Origin of the sequence: Sphaerisporangium sp. NPDC005289 (assembly GCF_040607455.1) — a bacterium.
GTDB lineage: Bacteria > Actinomycetota > Actinomycetes > Streptosporangiales > Streptosporangiaceae > Sphaerisporangium > Sphaerisporangium rhizosphaerae.
The window spans coordinates 55798-78266 of the sequence record NZ_JBEXGS010000029.1; the positions used below are offsets into that span (position 1 = coordinate 55798).

Annotated in this window: 12 protein-coding genes; 2 read left to right on the top strand and 10 right to left on the bottom strand. The window is 73.2% G+C overall.

The features are described from left to right. Positions 1 to 81: 81 nt before the first annotated feature. The 7 genes from ABZT47_RS35015 to ABZT47_RS35045 form a co-directional block, all read right to left on the bottom strand. Entirely contained in the window at positions 82 to 3156 is a 3075-nt protein-coding gene (locus ABZT47_RS35015) for a discoidin domain-containing protein (protein WP_354851973.1), read from the bottom strand. A gap of 24 nt (positions 3157 to 3180) precedes the next feature. Then, on the bottom strand, positions 3181 to 4536 hold the full coding sequence (locus tag ABZT47_RS35020; RefSeq protein ID WP_354851975.1) for a beta-1,3-glucanase family protein: 1356 nt from the start codon (positions 4534 to 4536) through the stop codon (positions 3181 to 3183). A 182-nt stretch (positions 4537 to 4718) separates the two neighbouring features. After that, positions 4719 to 6884, bottom strand: coding sequence for a discoidin domain-containing protein (locus ABZT47_RS35025; RefSeq protein WP_354851977.1), 2166 nt, complete (start codon positions 6882 to 6884; stop codon positions 4719 to 4721). A gap of 114 nt (positions 6885 to 6998) precedes the next feature. Then, positions 6999 to 8135 carry an ROK family protein gene (locus ABZT47_RS35030; RefSeq protein ID WP_354851979.1) on the bottom strand — a complete coding sequence of 379 codons (1137 nt, stop codon included), beginning with the start codon at positions 8133 to 8135 and terminating at the stop codon, positions 6999 to 7001. Positions 8136 to 8382: 247 nt separating this feature from the next. Further along, positions 8383 to 11448 (bottom strand): BTAD domain-containing putative transcriptional regulator, encoded by a 3066-nt coding sequence (locus ABZT47_RS35035; protein ID WP_354851981.1) that lies wholly within the window; start codon positions 11446 to 11448, stop codon positions 8383 to 8385. Positions 11449 to 11598: 150 nt separating this feature from the next. After that, complete coding sequence (locus ABZT47_RS35040; protein ID WP_354851983.1) at positions 11599 to 12213, bottom strand: hypothetical protein; 615 nt, start codon at positions 12211 to 12213, stop codon at positions 11599 to 11601. Then, positions 12210 to 12488: a hypothetical protein gene (locus ABZT47_RS35045; RefSeq protein WP_354851985.1), complete on the bottom strand. Its 279-nt coding sequence runs from the start codon at positions 12486 to 12488 to the stop codon at positions 12210 to 12212. The genes ABZT47_RS35040 and ABZT47_RS35045 overlap by 4 nt, the downstream gene beginning before the upstream one ends. A gap of 135 nt (positions 12489 to 12623) precedes the next feature. Here ABZT47_RS35045 and ABZT47_RS35050 point away from each other — a divergent pair, with 135 nt between their 5' ends. Beyond that, a complete protein-coding gene (locus tag ABZT47_RS35050; protein ID WP_354851987.1) occupies positions 12624 to 13337 on the top strand; it encodes a hypothetical protein in 714 nt (237 codons plus the stop codon). 111 nt (positions 13338 to 13448) lie between these two features. Here ABZT47_RS35050 and ABZT47_RS35055 read toward each other — a convergent pair whose 3' ends face one another. The 3 genes from ABZT47_RS35055 to ABZT47_RS35065 form a co-directional block, all read right to left on the bottom strand. Further along, positions 13449 to 17834 (bottom strand): FtsK/SpoIIIE domain-containing protein, encoded by a 4386-nt coding sequence (locus ABZT47_RS35055; RefSeq protein ID WP_354851988.1) that lies wholly within the window; start codon positions 17832 to 17834, stop codon positions 13449 to 13451. A 96-nt stretch (positions 17835 to 17930) separates the two neighbouring features. Next, on the bottom strand, positions 17931 to 18224 hold the full coding sequence (locus ABZT47_RS35060) for a WXG100 family type VII secretion target (protein WP_354851990.1): 294 nt from the start codon (positions 18222 to 18224) through the stop codon (positions 17931 to 17933). A gap of 88 nt (positions 18225 to 18312) precedes the next feature. Next, positions 18313 to 20436 carry a putative T7SS-secreted protein gene (locus ABZT47_RS35065; RefSeq protein ID WP_354851992.1) on the bottom strand — a complete coding sequence of 708 codons (2124 nt, stop codon included), beginning with the start codon at positions 20434 to 20436 and terminating at the stop codon, positions 18313 to 18315. Between the two features lie 194 nt (positions 20437 to 20630). Here ABZT47_RS35065 and ABZT47_RS35070 point away from each other — a divergent pair, with 194 nt between their 5' ends. After that, positions 20631 to 22370, top strand: a complete 1740-nt coding sequence (locus ABZT47_RS35070; protein WP_354851996.1) for a hypothetical protein — start codon at positions 20631 to 20633, stop codon at positions 22368 to 22370. The last annotated feature ends 99 nt before the right edge of the window (positions 22371 to 22469 follow it).

The window sequence follows — 22469 nt, forward strand, 5'->3', positions numbered from 1 at the left end:
GCCGGGCACCTCGCGGTCTCGCGTGGTGCCCGGCCCTCCGGTCGCCCGTGATCGGCGGCCGGAGGACCGGAGAGGGATGGCCTACGACCAGCCTTGCAGGCCGGCGCCGTAGGGGTAGAGGGGGTTGCCGTAGGTGGTGGGGACGGTCTGTCCCGCGTCGATGCGGGACCTGATCTCGGAGCGCTGGGCGGCGGTGGCGCCCAGGTCGTAGGGGAGGTTCCAGTCCTCGGCCGCGTCGGCGACGACGTCGGTGCCGCCCGGCACGAGGATCTGGTCGAGGCTTCGCGGCAACTGCCAGGGCAGCCGGCCGCTCGGGGTGTAGTCGCCGAACAGCAGGGACGCCGTGGCCGGGCCGACCTCTTCGCCGCCGCGGTAGGTGACCACGATGGCGTCGGCCAGGCCGTTCCACTCGCTGATCACCGTGGGGCGGGGCAGGGTCAGGAGCACGACGACCGGAATGCCCTGGTTCTTGAAGTTCTGGATGATCGCGAGCTGGTCGGCGGGCAGTTGGGGCCGCTCCTTCACCCAGGCGGTCGCGTGCGTGTAGGTCGGCTCGCCGACGGCCACGACGGCGAGCTTGGGCGCGGGACCGGTGTCGGGGTAGACGTTGACGCCGGCGGTCGCCGCCCGTGCCTTGATCGCCTCCAGCGTGGTCAGTGAGCCGTACTCCTGGTGGAAGTAGCTCGTCCAGATGCAGCAGGACGTGGCGTCGGTGGCGCGCGGACCGGCGACGACGATGTTGTCGCCCGCCTTGAGCTTGACCGGCAGGACGCCGTTGTTCTTCAGCAGCGTGATGGACTTGCGGGCCGCCTGGTTGGCCAGCGCGACGTAGGACGGCTGGTGGAAGCGGTAGGGACCGTTCACCGGGTCGCCGTAGGGGTGGTCGAACACGCCGAGGGTGAACTTCAGGCGCAGGACGCGGGTCACCGCGTCGTTGATCCGCGCGATCGGGACGCCCGCGAGGAAGCCCGCCATGGTGAACCCGGCCGCGCCGGGGTCGGCGCCGCCCATCACGTCGGAGCCGGCGTTCGCGGCCTTGACCCAGACGCCGGACGGCAGCCAGTCGGTGGTGATGAGCCCGGTGTAGCCCAGGTTGTTGCGCAGGTAGGCGAGGATCGGGGCGCTGTCGCCCGCGCCGGAGCCGCCGGGGTCGAGATAGGAGCTCCCGGCGTAGCCCGGCATGATGTTCACCGCGCCGGCCTCCATCGCGGCCCGGAACGGGATCATGTGGTACTTGATCGTCACAGCGTCGTAGGTGATCCCGGCCTCGCCGCCCGCGCCCTCGCCCGGCCAGTGCTTGACGGTCGCCAGCACCGATCCGGGGTTGAGCTCCGGTCCGCCCTGCAGCCCGGCCACCAGCGCGCGGACCTGCGCGGCGGCGACGTCGGCGTTCTCGCCGTTGCCCTCCTGGATGCGCGGGTACAGCACCTTGGTGCCGACCTCGGCGAGCGGGCCGAGGACGCCGCGCGCCCCGACCTCCAGCTCCTCGCGGCGCTGCATGTCGCCGAGCTTGTAGTCCAGCGCGTAGTCCTTGCCGGCGGCCAGCGTGCTCTGCAGCGGGTAGGTGGTCTGGTACCCGGAGATGGTGTCGCCCGCCGAGACCGGCGGGATGCCGAGCCGGGTGCCGGACGCGCTCAGCAGCACCTGGTGCAGGTCGTTCGGCTGCGCCGGGCCGAAGTGCCAGCCCGAGAGCGGGTAGACCTGGGCGTTGTAGAACATCTGGTACGCCTTCTCCTCGGCGGTCATCCTGCCGAGAAGGTCGCCGACCCGGGTCTCGATCGGCAGCCGCCAGTTCTCGTACGGCTCGATCGTCCCGTTCTTGTTCAGGTCGCGGGCGCCGTTGACGACGTTGACGCCGTCGGCGACCTGCTCGATGTCGGGCAGGTACAGGCTGAAGGTCCGGATGGCGGAGGTCGTCCGCGTGCCCGAGCCGCTCACCGCGACGACGTACCACTTGTAGGTCCACCGGTCGGGGATGTCCCAGGACGGCGTGTAGGAGGTGCCGGTCGGCTCGGCGACCTTGGTGTAGAGGTCGATGAGCCTGCCCGCCGCGGTGAAGTCGTAGTCGGTGCGGCTGACGTTCAGCCAGACCTCGTAGCGCGCCGCGCCGGAGACGGCCGCCCAGGAGAACGCGGGTCGGCGGGTGTCGGTGACCATGGCCTTGTCGGCGGGCGCGGACAGCGCGAACTGCCCGGTGGTCGCCGGTGCCCTGGTCGGCGCGGACAGCAGGGGAGCGGTCGTGGCCCCGGTGTCGACGGTGCCGAACACCTGGAACTCCCACAGCGAGTAGCCGTAGCCGGTCGCCCGGGCGGTCCCGGTGAAGCGCACGTAGCGGCCGTCGCCCGTGAGGTTCAGGTTCTCGACGCCGCCCCTGCCGGTGGTCGTCGCGTACAGAGAGGTCCAGGACGTGCCGTCGGCCGACACCTCGATCCGGTAGGCGGTGGCGTAGGCCGACTCCCAATTGAGGGTGATCCCGGTGATGTGCCCGGCGCCGCCGAGGTCCACCCGCAGCCACTGGGCGTCGGAGAACTGGCTGGACCAGCGGGTGTTCGTCCGCCCGTCGAGGGCCGCCGCCGGAGCGTTGCCGCCCTCGAAGGAGGAGGCCGTCACCTGCTTGTAGGCCGAGATCGGCGTCCCGCCGGAGGGAGGCGGGTCGGTGGACGTGGTGCCGTAGACCTGGAACTCCCACAGGGAGTAGCCGTAGCCGGTGGCGCGGGCCGTGCCGTACAGCCGCACGTACCGGCCGGACCCGCTGACGGCCAGGTTCTGGACGCCGCCGGCCCCGGTGGTCGTGGAGTAGAGGTCGGACCAGGCGGCGCCGTCGGCCGACACCTGGATCTTGAAGGCGGTGCCGTAGGCGGCCTCCCAGTTGAGGGTGACCTGGCTGATCGTCGAGGTGGCGCCGAGGTCGACCTGGAGCCACTGCGGGTCGCCGAACGCGCTGGACCAGCGCGTCCCGGTGTTGCCGTCCACCGCCGCCGAGGCCGGGGTGCCGGCGTTCTCGGCGGAGGAGGCCGTCGCGGGCCTGCCCTGCGAGAGCAGGACGGGCGCGGCGTACGCCGCCCTGGGCGGCACCGCCAGGAAGCTCGCGATCACCGCCAGCATCACCGTCAGGACGGTGAGGGGCAGGCGCCGTCGCGGAAGGGAGGGGTTCATGGGCTCTCCTGTGCGGACGGGCGGCTACCAGCCGACGGCGACGAGCAGGTACTGGGGGTTGCCGTGCGAGATGAACGACGACTGGTCGGCGTAGTCGTCGTAGGGGAAGCCGTAGGCGCGCTTGCCGATCGCGTGGTCGTGCCAGAACTTGGAGTAGTAGTTCGCCGGGGCCGTCTTGTAGTACTGGCTCGAGTCGGACTGCTGGGCGTCGGACAGCCCGGCGACGTGCCGGTTCAGCGCCGCGCACAGCTTGGGGTTCTCGGACAGCGGGCCGGCGCAGCCGGTGACCTGCGAGGTGGTGGCGTTGACGCCGTTCTGCGAGGCGTAGCCGGTGAAGTAGTTCGCGTACTGCCCGCCGGGCTGGAAGACCGCCGCGCTGCCCGGAGCCGGGATCCGGTAGGGGGCCTGCACCTGCGCCAGCGGCTTGAACTCGGCCGGCACCTCGTTGGTGAACCGCTGGAACGTCGCCGAACGGGACTCCTGGAAGGTCGCGTAGTCCTCACCCACGGCCACGTCGTAGCCGTCGCGGGCGTGCAGGCGCATGGCGAGCTTCAGGCCGAACGCGTCCACCCGGGTGGTGTTGCCGTTGAACACCGACGGTCCGACGGTGAACTCGATGAAGTCGTAGTACTGGCTGTTGGGCGAGCCGAGGTAGAAGTACATCCGGCCCGCGGTGTTGGCCGGCATGTCGAAGTAGGGCTGCTCGGCGATCGAGTGCGCCTGGCCGTTGTAGCTCCAGTAGACCTGGGAGTCGGGGTACTGGCCGTTGGTCCGGTTGAGGATCTTGACCATCACGACGTTGCGCGGGGCGGGGATGGTGGAGGTGTCACCCCAGAACGCGTCCGGCGCCGTCGGAGTCGGAGTCGGCGTCGGTGTCGTTCCGCCGGCGACGCGGACGGCGAAGCTCCACAGCGAGTAACCGTAGATCGTCGCGCGCGTGGTGCCGTACACGCGGATGTAGCGGCCGGAGCCGGCGACGTCGAGGGTCTGCGTGCCGCCGGCGCCGGTGGTCGTCGAGTACACCGGCGTCCAGCTCGTCCCGCTGGTGGACACCTCGACGCGGAAGGCGCGGGCGTAGGCCGCCTCCCAGGTCAGCACGACCTGGCAGACCGACTGGACCGAGCCGAGGTCCACCTGGAGCCACTGCGGGTCGCTGAACGCGCTGGACCAGCGCGTCCCGGGGTTGCCGTCCACGGCCGCCGAGGCGGGGGTCCCGGCGTTCTCGACCGAGGAGGCCGTCGCGGTCCTGCCCTGCGCGGCGTCGGTGGTGCCGCAGGCGGCGGCCGAGCCCGGGGAGGAGGTCAGGCCGACGAGGAAGGCCGCGCACAGCGTCATCGCGGCGAGCAGCGGCGTCAGATGGGTGGATGGACGAAGTCTCATGGGGCGCTCCTGGAAGAGGGGCCTTCGCGAACCTCGCGCACAACGCGCTCGTCGCGGCGAGCTTGTGCTTGCTGGGAGGGGCGGTCGGCGCCGCCCCTCCGCGGGTCCGGCCCGCGGCCCCCGCCGGCGGCGCGCCGGGGCATGGTGTGCCCGCGGCGCGGCGCCGTCCGCGGTGCCGGGGATCAGGGGTAGCTGACCAGGTTGCTCGGGACGGTGGCGGTGCCCTGGGCGGGTCCGCCGGTGTTGTTGATCACGTGGGCGATGGTCCCGTTGCCGCCGAGGGAGACGGTCAGCAGGTCGTGGAACCGCACGCCGGACGTGGTGGGCGCCTCGAAGGCGCGGTCGGCCACGATGGAGGGGTCGACGTTGAAGTAGCAGTAGCTGCCCAGGCCCCAGCCCTCGTGGCTGGTCACCGAGTCGGCCACCTTGTAGGCGGCGTAGCCGCGCGTGCCGCCGTTCATGAACGCCGCCTGGTTCGGCGGGTCGTAGGGCATCTCGTTCTGGAAGAAGATCGTGCGACCGCCCTGGCCGTTCCAGATGACCTCGTACTTCTGGTAGTGCTCGACGAACAGGCCGTAGGCCGTGACGTTGTTGCCGTTGACGATCAAACCGGTGTCGGCGGGGTTGGTGGTCCAGCCGACGCCGGCGCCGTGGTCGGCACGCCAGGCCCAGATGTGGTCGATGATCGTGTTGCTGGTGTTGACCACCAGGCTGGTGGTCGCCCGCCCGGCCCCGGCGCCGCCGATGCGGAAGAAGACGTCCTGGACGGAGGCCGGGTTGGACGCGTGGCCGGCGGCCGAGGAGCCGTTCGGGCCGACCTGCAGCAGCACCGGCGAGTTGACCGTTCCGGCGTCGAACAGCAGCCCGGCGATCTTGACGCCGTCGACGTCGGCGGTCGACATCGCGGTCACGCCGTTGTCGGGGATCAGCGTGGGGTAGCCGATGCCGAGGACGACGGTGTTGGCCCTGGTCACGTTGAGCGTCTGGTTGAGGTGGTACACGCCCGGGGTGAACAGCAGGTTCAGGCCCTGGGTCAGCGCCTGGTTGAGGGTGGCGGCGCTGTCGGACGGCTTGGCGACGTAGAAGGCGCTGAGCGGGAGCGACGAGCCGGGGGTGGACCCGCCCGACCACGAGGCGCCGCTGGTGTTCTGGCGCAGTGAGGGGACGAACACGTTGTAGTTGCCCGCGGAGTCCACGTACAGGTAGGGCTTCTCCCTGGTCACCGGGCTCTGGCCGATGGTGGTGTACGGCGGGTTCGGGAAGCTCTGCGCGGGAGCGCCGACCACGCCGGAGAACACCATGTTCCACACGCCGTTGGTCCAGCCGCCGATCTGGCTGTCACGGGTGAGCCACTGCTGCTGGGAGTACGGGCCCACGGTGCCGTCGATCTTGCTGTCGGAGATGTAGCCGCCGCTGGCCCAGCCGTAGCCGGAGGGCGCGAGGTTGAGGTTGCCCCGCACGTGGATGCGCCGGAACGGCGCCGCCTGCGACACCGCCCAGCGGTTCTCGCCGCCGGTCGGGGTGATCGACAGGTTCTCCGCCGACCGCCAGAAGTTCTGGGTGGCGTTGCCGCCGAACCAGCCGGCGTCGACGGTGACGCCGCCGTTGATCGTGACGTCGTCGGGGTTGCGGCCGAGGCCGGCGATGGAGGTGTAGAAGCCGATGTTGGCGTTGACGTTGTAGCTGCCCGGCTTGAACAGCAGCGCGTAGCGCTGGGTGCCGAACTGGTTGGACTCCTGGGTGCTGAAGACGGAGTTCAGCCTGCTCTGGATGGTGGAGCTCGCCATGGACGGGTCGAAGACGATCACATTGGAGCCGAGGTCGCCGCCGCCGGGCAGGTTCGGGCCGCCACCGCCGGTGCTGCCGTACACCTGGAACTCCCACAGTGAGTAGCCGTAGCCGGTGGCCCGGGCGGTGCCGTACATGCGGACGTAGCGCCCGCTGCCGGAGACGGCCAGCGTCTGGGTGCCGCCGGTGCTTGTGGTGGTGGAGTAGACGTCGGTCCAGGAGGCGGCGTCGCCGGAGACCTGGATCTTGAAGGCCTTGCCGTACGCCGCCTCCCACCGGAGCACGACCTGGCTGATGGTGGCGGTCGCGCCGAGGTCGACCTGGATCCACTGGGGGTCGCTGAACGCGCTCGACCAGCGCGTCCCGGTGTCGCCGTCGACCGCCGCGGTGGCGGGCGTGCCGGCGTTCTCGGCGGACGAGGCGGTGACCGGCCTGCCTTGCGACAACAGGGTGTCGGCCGCGGCGGCCGGCCCGGTGACCATGAACGACGCCACGAAGGCGACGAGGGCGAGAAACGTCCCCGACAGGACATGCCTGCCGGAGCGCCGGGACAGGTGCACTGCTTCTCCTCACGACATGGGGGGTGCGCCACCGAAGTGGCGGGGGTGCGGAGAGCGCTCTCTCGCAAGAGCGTGCACATGTGCGGGCCGTAGTGTCAATGCTTAATTTAACTTCTATGACATAGTGCCGACAGGAGCGGGAAACCGCGCGTCCTGGAGGAACTGCTCGATGACCAGGGTCGCCGCGCCCATGGCGACGGCCTCCGGGCCGAGGCGTCCCAGCACGATCGAGGTGGTCTTGTAGGGCTGGAGCAGGGTGTTGGCCGCCGTCGCGGCGCGGATGTCCACCAGCAGGCTCTTCCCGAGCATCAGGCCGGCCCAGCCGCCGATCACGATGCGCTCGGGGTTGAACAGGTGGATGAGGTTGGACAGCCCGACGCCGAGCAGTTCGACGGTCTCGTCGAGCACCGGGGAGCGCGATTCGAGCAGCCGGGCCAGCGCGGTCTCCTCCTCGGCCGAGTCGGCCACCACTCCGGCACGGTCCAAGATGGCCTCGGCGCCGACGTAGGCCTCCAGGCAGCCGCGCCCGCCGCACTTGCACAGGCGCCCGCCCGCGACGATCTTCAGGTGCCCGATCTCGCCCGCGGCGTGCCCGGCCCCGCGGTAGATGCCGCCGTCGGTGACGATGGTGCCGCCGACCCGCGAGCCGATCAGCATGACCACCGTGTCCGACGTGCCGCGCCCCGTGCCGAACCACAGCTCGGCCTGGCCCATCGTCTTGGCGCCGTTGTCCACCAGCAGCGGCAGCGACGTGCCCGCCCGCAACATCGCCCCGAGCGGGACCGCCTGCCAGCCGAAGGTCTCGGCCTGGACGAGCGCGTCCGGCCCCGGCTCGACGATGCCGGGCACGCCGACGCCGACGCCGAGCACCTGACCGGGGGACACGCCGCCCTCGCTGATCACCGAGTCGATGCCGACCAGGATGTGCCGCGCGACCAGCTCGGGATCGTGCCGCGCCGAGTGGACCGCGTACAGGGCCCGGGCCCGCTCGTTCATGTCCAGGTCGAACAGCTCGACCCTGACCTGCGTCTCTCCCACGTCCACGCCGACCACGAAGCCGAATTCGGGGTTGACGCGCAGCAGCACGCGGGGCCGGCCGCCGTCGGAGTCGACCAGCCCGGCCTCGACCAGGACGTTGTCGCCGAGCAGGTCGCCGGTCATCGTGCTGACCGTGGCGCCGCTCAGACCGGTCGCGTCGCACAGGTCGTTGCGGCTGGCGGCCCCGCCGAAATACAGGGCACGCAGGAGCATGGCCCGGTTCCCCCGCCGCACGTCTCGCACGGTTCTGCGCTCCGGCCTGCCCATTGGCCCCGCCTCCCTTGATTCCCGGTCATGTTAATTCAAGGCCCGAAACCCCTGCGTGCGAGCGCCGCGCCGGTCGCGTTACCGAAGCGTGTCCTTCGGTGCGACGACTTTGTTCAAGGCTTAGATTATGCTCCGGGAAATCCCTCCGGGCGAGGAGAGGAGACCGGCCATGGCCGAACCGGTGTCCGGGAGGCTACGACAGGGCGGCGGAGGTGGTCTCCAGAGCGTGGAGCCTGGCCCGGACGTCGTCGGCGCCCCCATGGCCCAGCTCGTCCAGACCGGCCAGCGCCCGCCGCAGGGCGCCGCGCGCCTTCTCCCGGCGGCCGGCCGCCAGGTGGGTCTCGCTCAGGCGGGTCAGCGTGTCGGACTCGGCGTACCGGATGCCGAACCGCCGGTACAGCTCCAGGGCCCGCTCGTAGCTCGCGGTCGCCTCCTCGTAGCGGCCCAGGTGGTGCAGGGCATAGCCGATGCTGTCCAGCGTGTCGGCCTGGGCGTAGTGGTCGCCGAGACCCTCCAGCAGGGCCAGGGCGCGCCGGCAGTGGATCAGCGCATGCTCGTGGCGGCCCAGCAGGGCGTGGTACCACCCCACCGCGTTGAGCGAGGCGGCCTGGCCCGGACGGTGGCCCGCGACCAGGAACAACTGGTGGGCCCGCTGGGCGTGGATCAACGCGCTCTCGTACCTGCCGCGCAGTTCGAGCACCCAGCTGAGGATGCGGTGGGTGTGCGCCTGCGCGACGACGTCCCCGGTGTCGGCGAACAGCTCCAGCGCGCGGTCCAGGTGGAGCATCGCCTCGTCGTGGCGGCCGAGGTGGGCCGCCGCGCGGGACAGGCCGCGGTGGGCGTGGGCCATGCCCGTGCGGTCGCCGAGGCGCTGCGCGGCATTGAGGGCGATGCGATGCGAGGCGGCGAGATCATGCCAGTGCCCGCGCCGGCCGAGGAAGTGGGCCAACGCCCAGGCCAGCCGCCAGGCCGAGTCGTCCAGACCGGCGTCCGCGGCCGTCGCCACGACGGCGAGCAGCCCGATGTGCTCGATGGTCAGCCAGTCGGACGCCTCCTCCAGATCGGCCGGCTCGTCGGGGTGCACCCCGGGCGCGGGCGGCGGCAACGGGATCGCGTCGCGGTGCGAGGTGAACAGCCGGGCCGCCCGGTGCGCCGAGTGCAGGTAGTGGTCCACCATCCGCCGGACCGCCGCCCGCCGGTCGGCCTCGGTGTCCTCGGCCTCACCTCGCTCGGCGGCGTACGCGCGCAGCAGGTCGTGGCCGGTGTAACGGCCCGGGACGTGCTCGGTGAGCAGGTGCGCGCGGGTCAGCTCCGCCAGCGGCGCACGGGCCCGGCGGACGGGGACCCCCGCGAGCGCGGCGGCGGCCGAGACGCTGACGTCGGGGCCCGGATGCAGGGCCAGCAGGCGGAACAGCCTCGCCGCGGGCGGGGTGAGCGCCTGGTAGGACCAGGAGAACACCGCGCCGACGTCCGCGCCGTCCGCGCCGGTGAAGGCGTCCAGGCTGCCATGGGCCGCGCGCAGCTCGGCCGCGATGGCGGCGAGCGGGAATGCCGGGTTGGTCGCCGCCCGCGCCGCCGCGATGGCCAGCGCGATCGGCAGGCGGGCGCACAGCGCGGTGATCTCCCGCACCGCCGCCGGCTCCGCGCTCACCCGGCCTGGGCTGAGCCGCAGCGCCAGGAACTCGCGGGCCTCGGCGTCCGACAGCGCCTCCAGCGTCAGCGAGCGGGCGCCCTCCCCGGCCACCAGCCCCGAGAGCCGGTGGCGGCTGGTGACGATGGCCAGGCAGCCGGGCGTGCCGGGAAGCAGCGGCCGGACCTGCTCTGAGTCGCGGGCGTTGTCCAGCAGCACGAGCACCCGCCGCTCGGCCAGCAGGCTCCGGTACCGTGCCGCGAGGACGTCCAGGCCGCTGGGCATGTCGCGCGCCGAGACGCCGAGCGCCCCGAGGAAGTGGCGAAGCACCTCGGAGGGGTCCTGTGGCCCGCCGGGGCTGAAGCCGCGCAGGTTGACGTAGAGCTGGCCGTCGGGGAACCGGTGCGCGACGCGGTGGGCCCAGTGCACGGCCAGCGTGGTCTTGCCGATGCCGGCCATGCCGCCGATGGTGCTGATCACCGCGGTCGCCGGGGGGCCGTCCCCGCAAGGGAGCAGGTCGTGCACGCCGGCCAGTTCGGCGCGCCGCCCGGCGAACGACGGCAGGTCCGCCGGCAACTGCGCCGGCCGCACGATCTCCCCGGCCTGCCCTGGTTGCCCGGTGGGCCCGGCCTGCCCGGCCTGCCCGGCCTGCCCGGTGGGCCCGGCGTGCTCTGCCTGCCCGGCGTCCCGGCCGGCCACGGACCCGCCGCCCGCGGAGGACGCGGGCCCCTGGTCGCCGGCGGACGCGCTCGCGTCCGGCCCGGTCGCGGACGCGGGCCCGGCGGACCCGCCGGGAGCAGCGGACCCGGCCGGCGGGGCAGGCCCGGACGACAGGGGAGAGCGCGCCGAGGCGCCGGGCGAGGGGGCCTGTGTCTCCTGGAGCACCCGCTCGTGGGCCGCGCGCAGGTCGGGGCCCGGGCTGATGCCGAGAGCCTCGTCCAGCCGGGTGTACATCGCCCGGTACACCTCCAGCGCTCCCGCGCGGTGGCCGGTGGCCGCCAGCACGAGCAGCAGCCGCGTGTGCAGGGGCTCGTCGAGCGGGTTGGCCTCGGCCGCCTGCTGGAGCCGCGGGACGAGCCGCGCGACCGAGCCCGTCCGGAGCGCGGTGTCGGCCGCCTCCTTGAGCACCTCCAGGTACTCCTGGTCCAGGGCCGAGAACAGCGGGTGGACCCGTACCTCTTCGGAGACGCCGTCGGCGGCCGGCCCCCGCCACAGGTCGAGCGCCTCGGTCAGCAGGCTCGCCGCGGTCTCGTCGTCGGAGGCCGCGCGCGCCCGGCCGGTCAGGGCGCGGAAACCGAGCAGGTCCAGCGAGCGCTCGTCCAGATCGAGCCGGTAGCCGCCGCCGCTGCGCACCAGCCAGCGTCCGACCGCGCGCCGCGGCAGGCCGGGCTCCAGCAGGCGCCGCAGCGCCCCGATGTGCCGCTGGACGACGTTGACCGCACTCTCGGGCGGGTCGTGTCTCCAGAGGATGTCGACGATCTCGGTCAGCCCGGTGGGACGGCCCGCCCGGGCGAGCAGGACCGAAAGCACCTCGCGCTGCTTAGGCGGCCCGAGCGCCATCTCTTCGTCACCCCGCCAGGCGAGTACGGGCCCGAGGACCGCGAACCGCACCCGACCGCTGGGCGTCATCTCCGATTCCAATGGCACAGTACCCCTGACCTGCCACGTTCTTGACGATCATCATGGACGCGGCCATGCGCGCCACTTTCGTCAAGTATGGGAGATGGAGGAGTATGGCCGTGCAGAAAGCGATTCGGATTCGGTAGGAACGGCCCGGGGCTATCCCCCGGCGGGCAGGAACCGGAACGTCCCGCTGATCGCGTCGAACAACGCGTAGACCTCCGCCTCCAGCGGGAGGTTGGGGCTGGCGCAGGTGATGATCAGATAGTCGCGCTCGGCGCCCGGAAGCGGTACCACGGTGTGCATGGTGAGCATCCGTACGGAAAGTTCGGTGGTGAAGGAGGCGTCCTCGGTGCCGGTGATCCTGGCCACCTGCCCGATGTCAGGCAGGGTGACGGTGGACACCTTCCGGTCGGCGGGCGTCCTGTCGGCGCCCGGCCCGGACGCGCCGGGCGCCAACTGGGCGGTCAGCACCGGCAGCGTCAGCTCGCGGCCCGGCGGCACGGTGACGGCGAAGACCATCGTGTACCCCATGAAGAGCCCGTCGTCGAACATCGTCGCCGTGCCGGCGGCGAACAGCGCGCCGCGGCGGCGCGCGGCCCTGGCGACCTCGCGGGCCTGGCGGAACAGGTCGTTGATCGCCGCCTTCTCCCGCACACCGTTGGTCATGGCGAGGGCGGCGGCGCGGGTCTCGGCGAGCGCGTCGCCCGAGACGTCGAGATCCGCCCAGGAGTCCGGCACGTCGAGGACGAAACGGTCGACGGGGGCGATCATTTGGCGTCCAGGTGGGCCACGGCCTTCTGGTCGGTCTCGTTCATCTGCTGCACGATCTGGTCGACGGCCTTCTTGATCGTCTCGCACTGGTGGTGGAGCTGGATGCGCCCGTCCTTCCAGCGCTTCTCGAAGTGCTCGCCCTGGTCGATCAGCGGGGAGCCCAGGGCGCGATCCAGGTCGATGCCCGACTTGTCGGTGTCGATGTGGTCCAGTACCGAGCCCAGCGCCCGCGACACCTGCTCCAGCTCGTCATCCGGAATATCGATTTTGGCCATCGTGCCCCCCAGGCGGATCTCTTCTCCTCGGTACCGCGTACCGTCTGCTCCACTGCACACGTAGCCAGGCACCCGGAAGGTTCACACTCGGCCACCGTTTTGAACCCTTCGGACCGTTCGCCTCGTGTTCCGCGAGTGAGATTCCAAAGCAACCCCCGCCCGGCCGGCCGGGCGGGCGTCCGCGCGCTGGCCGTGGCCGTCGCCCTGTGCGGCCTTACCGGCGCGGCCGGCTGTGGCAAGGTCATCAGCATCGGCGACGCCCCCGCCTCCTCCGCCCCGGCCCCCGCCCCGCCGGCCTCCTCGGCGCCGCCCGCCGCTGACCCGGCCCCGTCCGCTCCCGCGGGCACGGGCGACACCGGAAGCCAGGAGTTCGGCTCCGGCGACCCGCTGCAGCTCGTCAACGGATCGGCCGCGGACAACGGCGCGACCGGTGACGGCGGGACGGTGACCGGGGCCGCGGTCCAGGAGCAGCCCCCGGTCTGGGTCCAGCTCACCGGCGTCCGCTCCCGCACACTGGACGCCCACGTCGTGGACGTCAACCAGTCGACCCTCTACCGGTTCGACAAGGATTCGGCGGACCCGTCCCGCTCCACCTGCGAAGGCGACTGCGCCGTCACCTGGCCGCCCGTCACGATCAAGCTGGGCGGCAAGGTGTACGTCCGAGGCGTCCGGCCGGAGGCCGTCGGGGCGATCCGGCGCGGCGACGGCCGTATCCAGCTCACCATCGGCGGCTGGCCGGTCTACCGCTTCGCCAAGGACCAGCGCCCCGGCGACGAGAAGGGCCAGGGGGTCGGTGGCACCTGGTTCGCCGTCGCCCTCGACGGCTCCAAGGCGATCCCCGTCAAGTGAGACCCCGGCCGGTGCCGCGAGAACGGGCCGGCCGCGACATGGCGGTGGGGCGGGTCAGGGAGATCGTCCCGGACCCGCCCCACCGCGATCGACGGGCGGTTCGCGCCGCCGTCAGCCGGCGGGCGCCGTATACGGCGCCTGCACGGTGGTCAATGTGCCGTCTCCGAGGTGGAGCAGGCCGCGCCCCGGCTGCGGCGCGCGGCCGACCAGGCCGCGGGTGAGCCGCACCCCGATCACTTCGCCGTCGCTGAGGCCCTGCGGGGACAGCAGCATCCCCGACCGGTTCCGCTTGACCTGCCCCACCCAGCCGGCGAGCCCGAGTGACAGCGCCTCGGCGTTGCCCGCCAGCACCAGACCCCAGCCGTTCCCCGCGCCGCCACGGGCGAGCAGCGACAGGTCGGCGTCGATCTCCGACTGCATGAACAGCTCCGCGTCGTCCACGATGATCACCGCGTTGTCCTCCGGGACGTCGCCGAGCGCCGCGCGGAAGTCCGCGACCGTGACCTCCGCGTCGGTGAAGACGGCCCGCACGCCCGGCGTCCCCGCGAGGTCGCGCAGCGGCGAACGGCGCGGCGCGAGGATGATCACGCCCGTCCCCTGTTCCAGCAGCGAGCGCGCCACGGTGAGCAGCGCGGTGCTGCGGCCGGTCCGGGGCGGCCCGGCGATGACGAACGTCGGGACGTCGGCCAGGTCGGGGCCGAGGGCGGTCAGCGTGTCCCCGCCGATGGCGACGAGCGGGCGCATCGGCCCCGGGGCGGCGCGCAGCGCCGAGGCGCTCTCGTAGGTGATCCGGTCGGGCAGCAGGTCCAGCCGGATCGGCCGCCGTGACCACGGGACGTCGGCCTCGCGGGCGGTCAGCTCCTCGCCGAGGGCCGTGAGGATGGACGCCTGGGCGGTTCCCGACAGGTCGGGCCCGAGGACGGCGATCTGCACCTCGCTGGTGTCCCGCACCCGGATGCCGCGGCCCGGAGACGGGTCGGAGGGCGCCGACCGGGAGCTGAGGCCGACCGAGGAGTAGTCGGCGCGGTCGTTCAGCCGCAGGACGATCTTGTCCTCGGTGGTGCCCGCGTACCGGCCCGAGCCGAGGATACGGTCGCCGGCCAGCACGACGTGCAGCCCCACCCCGGCGCCGTCGCGCAGCAGACGCAGCATGCGCTCCAGGTAGCTGCCGTTGTCGTAGCTGTTGAACTCCCGCTCGAACACCTCGAACCGGTCGACCATGAGCACGATGTGCGGCGGCCGTTCGCCGGGGGGCGCCATCCGCCGGTACTCCGCCAGGTCGGCCGTGCCGCGGGCGCCGAGCAGCGACTGGCGGGCGGTCAGCTCCGCGGTGAGCCGGTCCAGCAGGCGCCCGAGACGCTCGATCTGGTTGCGGTCCACGACCGCTCCGCAGTGCGGCAGCGCGGTGAGCGCGTTCAGGGCGCCGTTGCCGCAGTCGATGCCGTACATGTGCACGTCGTCGGCCCCGTGGGCGGAGGCCAGCCCGGCGGCCAGCGTGCGCAGGGTCTGGGACCGCCCGCTGCGCGGGGAGCCGATGATGTGCAGGTGCCCGGAACGGTCGAGGTCCAGCACCAGCGGGCGCCGCGCCTGGTCGGCGGGCAGGTCGATCAGGCCGTAGTTGACCGGCGGCAGCACCGCGTCCCGGTCGTCGCGCGGCTTGGGCCCGGCGGGCGGCGCCCACTCCAGCACCTCGGGCAGCGGCGGCAGCCACGGGCTGGGCTGGGCGGGCACACCCGTCGCCCGCGCGGCGTCCGCGATGGTCCTCACCAGCACGGCGAGGTCGGTGATGGCCTCCTGCGCGTCCGCCGCGTTCTTGGCGCGGACGGCCGGCGGCAGCGGGCCGCCCAACTCCGGCCAGCCGACGCCCCGCGCGCGCACCCTCACCTCGGTGGAGGCCACCACCGAGCCGGCCGGCCGGCGCCCGCCCACCCGTCCCGCCTGGAACGGCAGCAGCGCCGAGGGCCCGAGCCGCGCGAACGCGCGGCCGGGCGTGCCGGGGGAGATGGCGCCGGAGTCGGGGGCGTCGATGATGTCGCGGCTCTCGGTGCCGTCGGTCGTGCGCAGCGCGATCCGCAGGTTGGTGTTGGCGCGGATGTCGGCCGTGACCGCCCCGCTCGGCCGCTGGGTGGCGAGCACCAGGTGGATGCCGAGCGATCGTCCGCGCTGGGCGATGTTGACCAGGCCGGAGACGAAGTCCGGCAGTTCCCTGGCCATCGAGGCGAACTCGTCGATCACCAGGAGCAGGCGGGGCAGCGCGGCCAGGACATCGCCGCCACGGGTCCGCTTGTCCAGATAGTCCTCGATGTCCTTCGCGCCCGCCTCGGCCAGCAGATGCTCCCGGCGACGCAGCTCCGCGCCCAGGGAGACCAGAGCGCGTTCCACCAGGTGGGTGTCCAGGTCGGTGACCAGGCCGACCGTGTGCGGCAGGTCGGCGCACTCGGCGAAGGCGCTGCCGCCCTTGTAGTCGACCAGCACGAACGTCATCTCGTCCGGGCGGTTGACGACGGCGAGGGTGGCCACCAGGGTCTGCAGCAGCTCGGACTTGCCGGCGCCGGTCGTCCCGGCTATCAGCGCGTGCGGGCCGTCCCGCACCAGGTCCACCGAGAAGTCTCCGTCGTAGCCGGCGCCCAGGACGGCCCGCGTGCTCCGCCCCGCCAGCGCCCACCCGGCCGAGATCGCCTCGGACGTGGGCGGCTCGATGCCCAGCAGGTCCAGCAGCCGCACCGAGCCGGGAAGGGCGCTCTCGTCGGTGTCGCCGACGCCCCGCAACGGCGCGAGCGCGCGGGCGAGCAGCTCGTACCAGCCACGCTCGGGAAAGTCCACGCGCACGTTCTCCGGCGCCGCGCCCTGCGCGGTCCGCACCCGGACGCCGTCCTCCTCGACGGCGACCACCGCCGCGCACTCCTCCGGCAGCGACCGCTCCTCGCGGTCCACGCAGATCGTGTAGACGCCGACGGCGGGGCCGTCACGCAGCAGGCCGACCACTCCGGGAAGCGAACGCGCCCGGCGGGCCTGGTTGAGGACGACGAGGATGTCGGGCGAACCCGCCGCCCCGCCGCGCTGCGCGTCCGCTCCGGCCGCCGCGCGCGACGCCACGAGCTGCCCGAGCTCGCCGATGCGGCGGGCCATCGAATCGCTGGTGGTGCCCACCAGCGCGTAGGCGTCCTCGCCCTGCGGCTGGCAGTGCGGCAGCCAGCGCACCCACGACCAGGCGTCCTCGCCGTCCGGGCCGGCCAGCACGACGATGCGCAGGTCGGAGGGGCTGTGCAGGGCCGCGGCCTGCGCGGTCATCCAGCCCGCGAGGTTCGCCGCGTCCTGGCCGGCGACGCCCGTCACCCCGGAGCCGCGCAACGGGATCGCCACGGGCACCTGGGTCAGCCAGGGCGTCGTGGTGCGGCGGTACTCCTCCAGGGTCGGATCCTCGACGCTCAGCGAGGACGGCAGATCGGCGGTGCCCACCCGCACGTCCAGGAAGTCGGGGTCGCGCCACCTGCGCTCCCACAGCCGCTCGGACGGCGACGAGGCCGTCTGCAGCAGCGACGCCGGGTCGGGCAGCGACAGGCGCAGCGCGTTCTGCTCGCGCAGCACCGCGTCGTCCACGGCGGCGCGCACGCGCGCCATGGACGCCTCGTGCTCGCGCAGCTTCTCCTGATAGCTCGCCTGCGTCTGCTTGCGCCCGCCGAACTGGGTCAGCAGCGCGCCGAGCGGCGACAGCAGGGCGAGGAACACGAACGACCAGCGGCCGGTCGTCAGGATGGCGACCAGCGCGCCGCCCACCGGCACCAGCAGGATCGGCAGCAGCGGGATCGGCCGCTTCTCCGGCTTGGTCGGCGCGGTGGGCAGCCGGAACCGTCCGCCGCCTCCGGACGGCCGGAACCGCGGCGGCCGGTTGAACTCAAGGCCCAGGCCGTCCGCCGCCGGGGTCAGCGGCACCCGCCTGCTCACCGGGACGGCGAGCTCCAGCAGGCTGTCGCCCGCGGTGAGCTGACTGCCCTCCGGCCAGGTCGCCGTCCCCGACAACTCCTTGCCGTCGAGCGACGCCCGGCCGTGCGCCGTCACCTCCACGGTGCCGTCCACCCGCACCCGCGCCCGGGCCGCGATCGGCGGCGCCCCGGCCGACAGCCGGACGCGGCAGGCGGCCCCGCCGCCGATCTCGTAGTCGCCGGGCGGCAGCCGGAAGGACGTCCCGGCCGCCGGCCCGCTGACCACGCGCAACTCGGCCAGGCCCTCGGGCTCCCGCTCCCCGGGAACGGGGACGTCGAGCCCGAGGTCCATGCCGTCACGGACACCGGCCGCGTACAGGGTGGCCGCCGGATCGACCGGCTCAGCGCCGATGTAGAGCACCGGGCCCGCCGTCCTGGCGTGGCCGCCGAGGTCGACGGCGTTCGCCAGTTCCGCGGCCAGTCGCCCCACCGGCGCGGAAGGGTCGGTGTCCACGGTGACGGCCGTGGAGACGTCCATGTCCAGTGGGGTCCGGACGCTTACGTTCAGACGCACGGTGATCGAGTCCCTTGTGCGAAGCGGACGGGTGAGGGCCGGCGGTGGCCGGCCCGGGGCGGGGCCGCCGCGGCATGGCGCCGTGGCGGCCGGCCGTCAGGACAGGTTCGAGCCGAGCTGGTCGTCGGTCTGCGAGAACGCCTCGCCGACGGCCTTCACGTACTGGCCGATGCCCTGGAGCGACTGGTTCACCGAGTCGAAGCCCTTGGCGAACTCGTCGAAGAAGGGCTGGAACTTCTGCTGCGCGGCCGGAGTGCTGTACCCCTGCGCCAGCAGGTTCTGGATCTTGCCGCGAACCTCGCTGAGCTTGTCCTGGAGCTGCGAGAAGTCGTTGAGCAGCGCCGCCGAGGTCGAGGCGGTCTCGTCGGAGTTGACGGTGAAGTTGGGCATGGTCTCTCTCCTGAACGGTCGTTGTCATCCATCCACCGAAAGGTGGCGGTCTCGTGGGGCCCGTCCGAGGCCGGCCGGGCCGATGGGGTCAGGGGGTGGCCGGTGGCGGCGGGAGGGTGTCCGGGGTCTCGGACACCGTGGGTGACGGCGGAAGCGGCGTGTTCCGCGCCTGCGTGCTCGGCGACGGCGGGGGCGCGTCACCGGACGACGAGGCGGTGGCGCCGGCCGGGGAGGCGGTGGCGCCGGTGGGAGACGGCGGGGGTGTGCCCGGGGCGGTGGCGCCGGTGGGCGACGACGGAGGTGTGCCGCCGCCCGTCCCAGAGGCGCCGCCCGTCCCGGACGCGCTGCCGGTCCCGGACGCGCCGGACGTCGGCGTGGCCGCAGTGTCCGCGGCGGCCGGGGCCGGACCGGTCGCGGAACTCGGCGCGGACCCCGAGCCCGCCGCCGTCCCGGTGGAGGTGGCGCCCGCGCCGCCCGCGGAATCCGGACCCTGACCCGCCACCGGAGAGGCGGGCGCGGAACCAGGGCCCGCGGCCGGTGATGAGGCCGCCGGGCCGGTAGCGGCGGTCGGAGAGGCCGGCGCGGCATCGGGGCCCGTGGTGGGGGAGGAGGGGCCGGTGCCGGTGGTCGGTGACGCTGGTGGGGAGGCCGGAGCGGTGGTGGGGGAGGCCGGAGCGGCGTCGGGACCCGTGGTGGGTGTGGAGGGAGTGGTGTCGGGCGAATTGGTGGACGGTGTGGTGCCGGGGCCGTTGTCGCCGGTGGTCGGGCGGGGAGTGCCCTTGGTCGGGAAGATCGAGTCGATCTTGTCGGCGATCGGGCGCTTGCCGACCGAGCCGACGGTCTTCGGCAGGATGTTGCCCGCCTCGCCGGCGATCGCCTCCTTGGGATCCGCTCCCTCGCTGATCGCGACGCCGACCTTGACGGCGGCGGACGCGCCCTCCGGGATCAGCTCCTCGGCCTGCTGGATGGCATTGTCCTTGAAGGTGGGCTTGGGCGCGGCGGCGCCGGAACCGGCCGCGCCGGCGGCGGCCGGAGCGGGGGTGCCGGGGGCGTCCGGCCGGGGGGTGAAGGCGCCCCCGCCGAAGTCGCCGCCGCGGCCGGCCTTGACGCCCTTGAAGATCCCGCCGCCGACGGCGGCGGCGGCCGCGCCCCCCAGCAGGTTGCCCGCGGTGATCTCGTCGCCGTTGAGCTTCTTGACGACCGCCTCTTCGCCGACGCCCTTGCCGAACTGGCCGATCGTCCCGGTGATGAGCTTGCCGCCTGGGCTGTCGAAGGCGATGGTGAACGGCTTGCTGGTGGTGAAGGTCTCGCTGATCTTGCTGATGTTGCCGGAGACCGTCTGGAAGAACCCGCCGGACTCCGCGCCGCCCTTGAACAGCCCTGGCGCGATCTTCGTGCCGACGGCGCTGATCCCCCGCCCACCGGCACGGAGCACGGATCCGCCGGGCACCAGGGCGATCAGACCCGCGGCGAAGTCGCCGAGTTTGAAGTCGCCTGTCGCTAATTGCTGGATCGTCTGGAACGCGAACAGCGCCGCGCCGAGGACGAACCCGATCACCGGGAAGAAGATCGCGACGACCGCCACGAGGATGTCGAGAAGGATCTTCACGAACGGGAAGTCCTTGAAGAAGTCCGCGATCTTCTGAAAGAAGTTGCGTTCGGGGATCGCCTTCGCCGCGGCGTCGTCCAGCTCCCGGCCGGCCCGGCTGGAGGCCTGCTCGCGCAGGCTCCTGGCCTGCTCGGCGAGGCTCCGGGCGGCGGACATGGTCTGGTTGGCGGCGTTGATGCCGTCTTCCTGCTTGCGGGCCGCGTCCTTCTGCTCGTCGCTCGCGTCCGGGGGCAGGGACGGCGCGCTCTGCCCGGCCGTGCCGGCGACGGGTCCGGCCTGGTCCATCGCGCGGTCCACCTGCGACTGCGCCTCCTGGAGCTGAGAGGCATAGGTCTTGTAGGCGCTCGCGGCCGACTCGAAGGAGTCGCGAGTCTTGGCCAGCTTGTCCGGGAGGGACTTGAGCTGGGCGCGCAGGGCGTCCATCGCCTTGCCGGTTCCCCGCTCGACGGCGCCGCCCTTGCCGAGGATCTGCGCGGCGGTGCTCGCCTGGTCCGCGATCTCCTGGTAGCGGTCGGCGAGTCGCCGGATCTCGTCCGGGTCACCAGGTGTCGGATCACCCGACATCCCGAGCACGTCGAAGCCCGAGGTATGCCGTCGTGCCACGTGGTCCCCCCGAAGTGATGGCTCCTGTCGCCCGATACACGGGGACGGCGGACCGAAGGGTTCATGGTCGGATGGAAGAAATTCAGGTCGAACTTTCTCCCCTTCCATCACGTGTGCCGGGAAGAGGCGCAGGTCCGAGTGGACCCCGCATGACGTGAGGCCGGCGGGTGCCGTGCCGGGAATGGGTGGGCCACATGGTGGGCGGTCGGTGGGAGAGGGCGCGGCGGGCGGCCATCGTGATCCCGGCTCTGTGGGCGATCTTCTTCTCGGCGTGGACGCCGCCCGCGGCGAACGCCTCCACCGCGACCGCGGTCCCGCCCCCGAGGACGGTCGCCCCGACCGCGGTCTTGTCCGCGAGGACGGTGCCCGGGTCGTGGGCGATGGGCGCCGTCGTCAGCGCGAGGAGCCTCCCTTCCCGCGCGATCTTCTCTGCGACCTCCGCGCGGGACGGCGACGACCTGATCAAGGTGTACGTGGTGCGGACGGCGGAGCGGAACGGCGGGCGGCCGGACTCGCTCACCGCCATCGCGGCGCGCACGCTGGGCGACGTCAACAGGGCCGGTGAGATCTTCCAGCTCAACGCCGGGCGCCCCCAGTCCGACGGATCGTCGTTGCGGGATCCGCGCGAACTGCGGCCGGGCTGGATCCTGCGGCTGCCCGCCGACGCCAACGGCCCCGACGTCCAACTCGCCCGCGAGACGGGCACCGGCTCCGGCCAGGGGAACGGTGCCGGCCAGGGGAACGATTCCGGCCAAGGGAACGGCTCCGGCCAAGGGAACGATTCGGGTCAGGGCACCGGTTCTGGCCAGGGTGACGGTGCCGGCCAAGGGAACGGTTCTGGCCAGGGTGACGGCTCCGGTCAGGGGAACGGCTCTGGCCAAGGGGACGATGCCGGTCAGGGGAATGGTTTCAGCCAGGGGAACGGTGCCGGCCAGGGTGGCAGCTCCGCTCAGGGGGACGAGTCCGCTCCCGTGGGCGGCTCGCCCGCCGCGAACGCCGTCGTGCTGCCGCTGCCCATCGTGCTCTCCGTGCTGGGCGCGCTGCTCCTCGGGCTGCTGACCGCGGCGATCGTGGCCAGGCGGCGGCTCCGGCGGGCGTTCGCCTGGGTTCCGCGACTGATCCGCCGCCTCGGCGAGCCGGCCCGCCGTGCGCGCCGGCTGGCCTACCGCAGGTCGCTGGCCCAGGCCTTCGCCGGGGACGCGGAGGCGCCGCGCCGCGCCTACGCGGCGCTCTCCGAACTGACCGGCCCGGAAGGGTACTCCGTGCACGCGATGTCGGTGGACGACGCGGGCGTCACCGCGTGGGTGGCGACACGGGACGAACCTCCGGCGCCGTGGCGTGACCTGGGCGGGGCGCGGTGGCGGCGTCCGGCCGACGCCCCCACGCCCGCCGCCCGCCGCGCCCACCCCGCCCCCGGAACCCCGACGCCGTTGCTCGTGCGGGTCGGGGTGGACGACCAGGGCGGCAAGGTGTTCGTGGACCTCAGCCGGCTCGACGGGGTGCTCAGCGTGACCGGCGACCGTGCCGTGGCCGGCGACGTGGTGCGGGGACTGCTCGCCGAGGTGGCGCGGACCGCGCCGGCCACGCCGGTCGCCGTGCTGCCGCGGCCGGGGGCCGAGGCGGTGGCGGTGCCGGCCGGCCTGCCGCGGGTCGAGGCGCCGAGGCCCGGCTCGGCGCCCGTCCTCGCGGGCGCGCGCGGCACGGGGACGCTGCGCGCGGCGGCTCAGCGCCGCCTCCTGCGGGCGTTGCTGGTGGTCCCCGGGCCGCCGACGGGGGAGGAGGCCGCGGACCTGGCCGCGTTCTGCGACCCGGCCACCGGATGGACCGCCCTGGTATCCGGGGACGCCGACGGCGCCCACTGGCGCTGGCAGGCCCTGCCGGACGGCTCGGTCGAGATCCCCGTGCTGAACCTCACCGTGTCGGCCCCCGCGTGAGCCCCAGGCCGTGCGAGCCCTCGGTCGTGCGAGGGCGGCGGGTCAGGCCATGCCGGACGGCTTGGCGGAGACCCCGTGCCGAGTGTGAGCGCGCCGGCT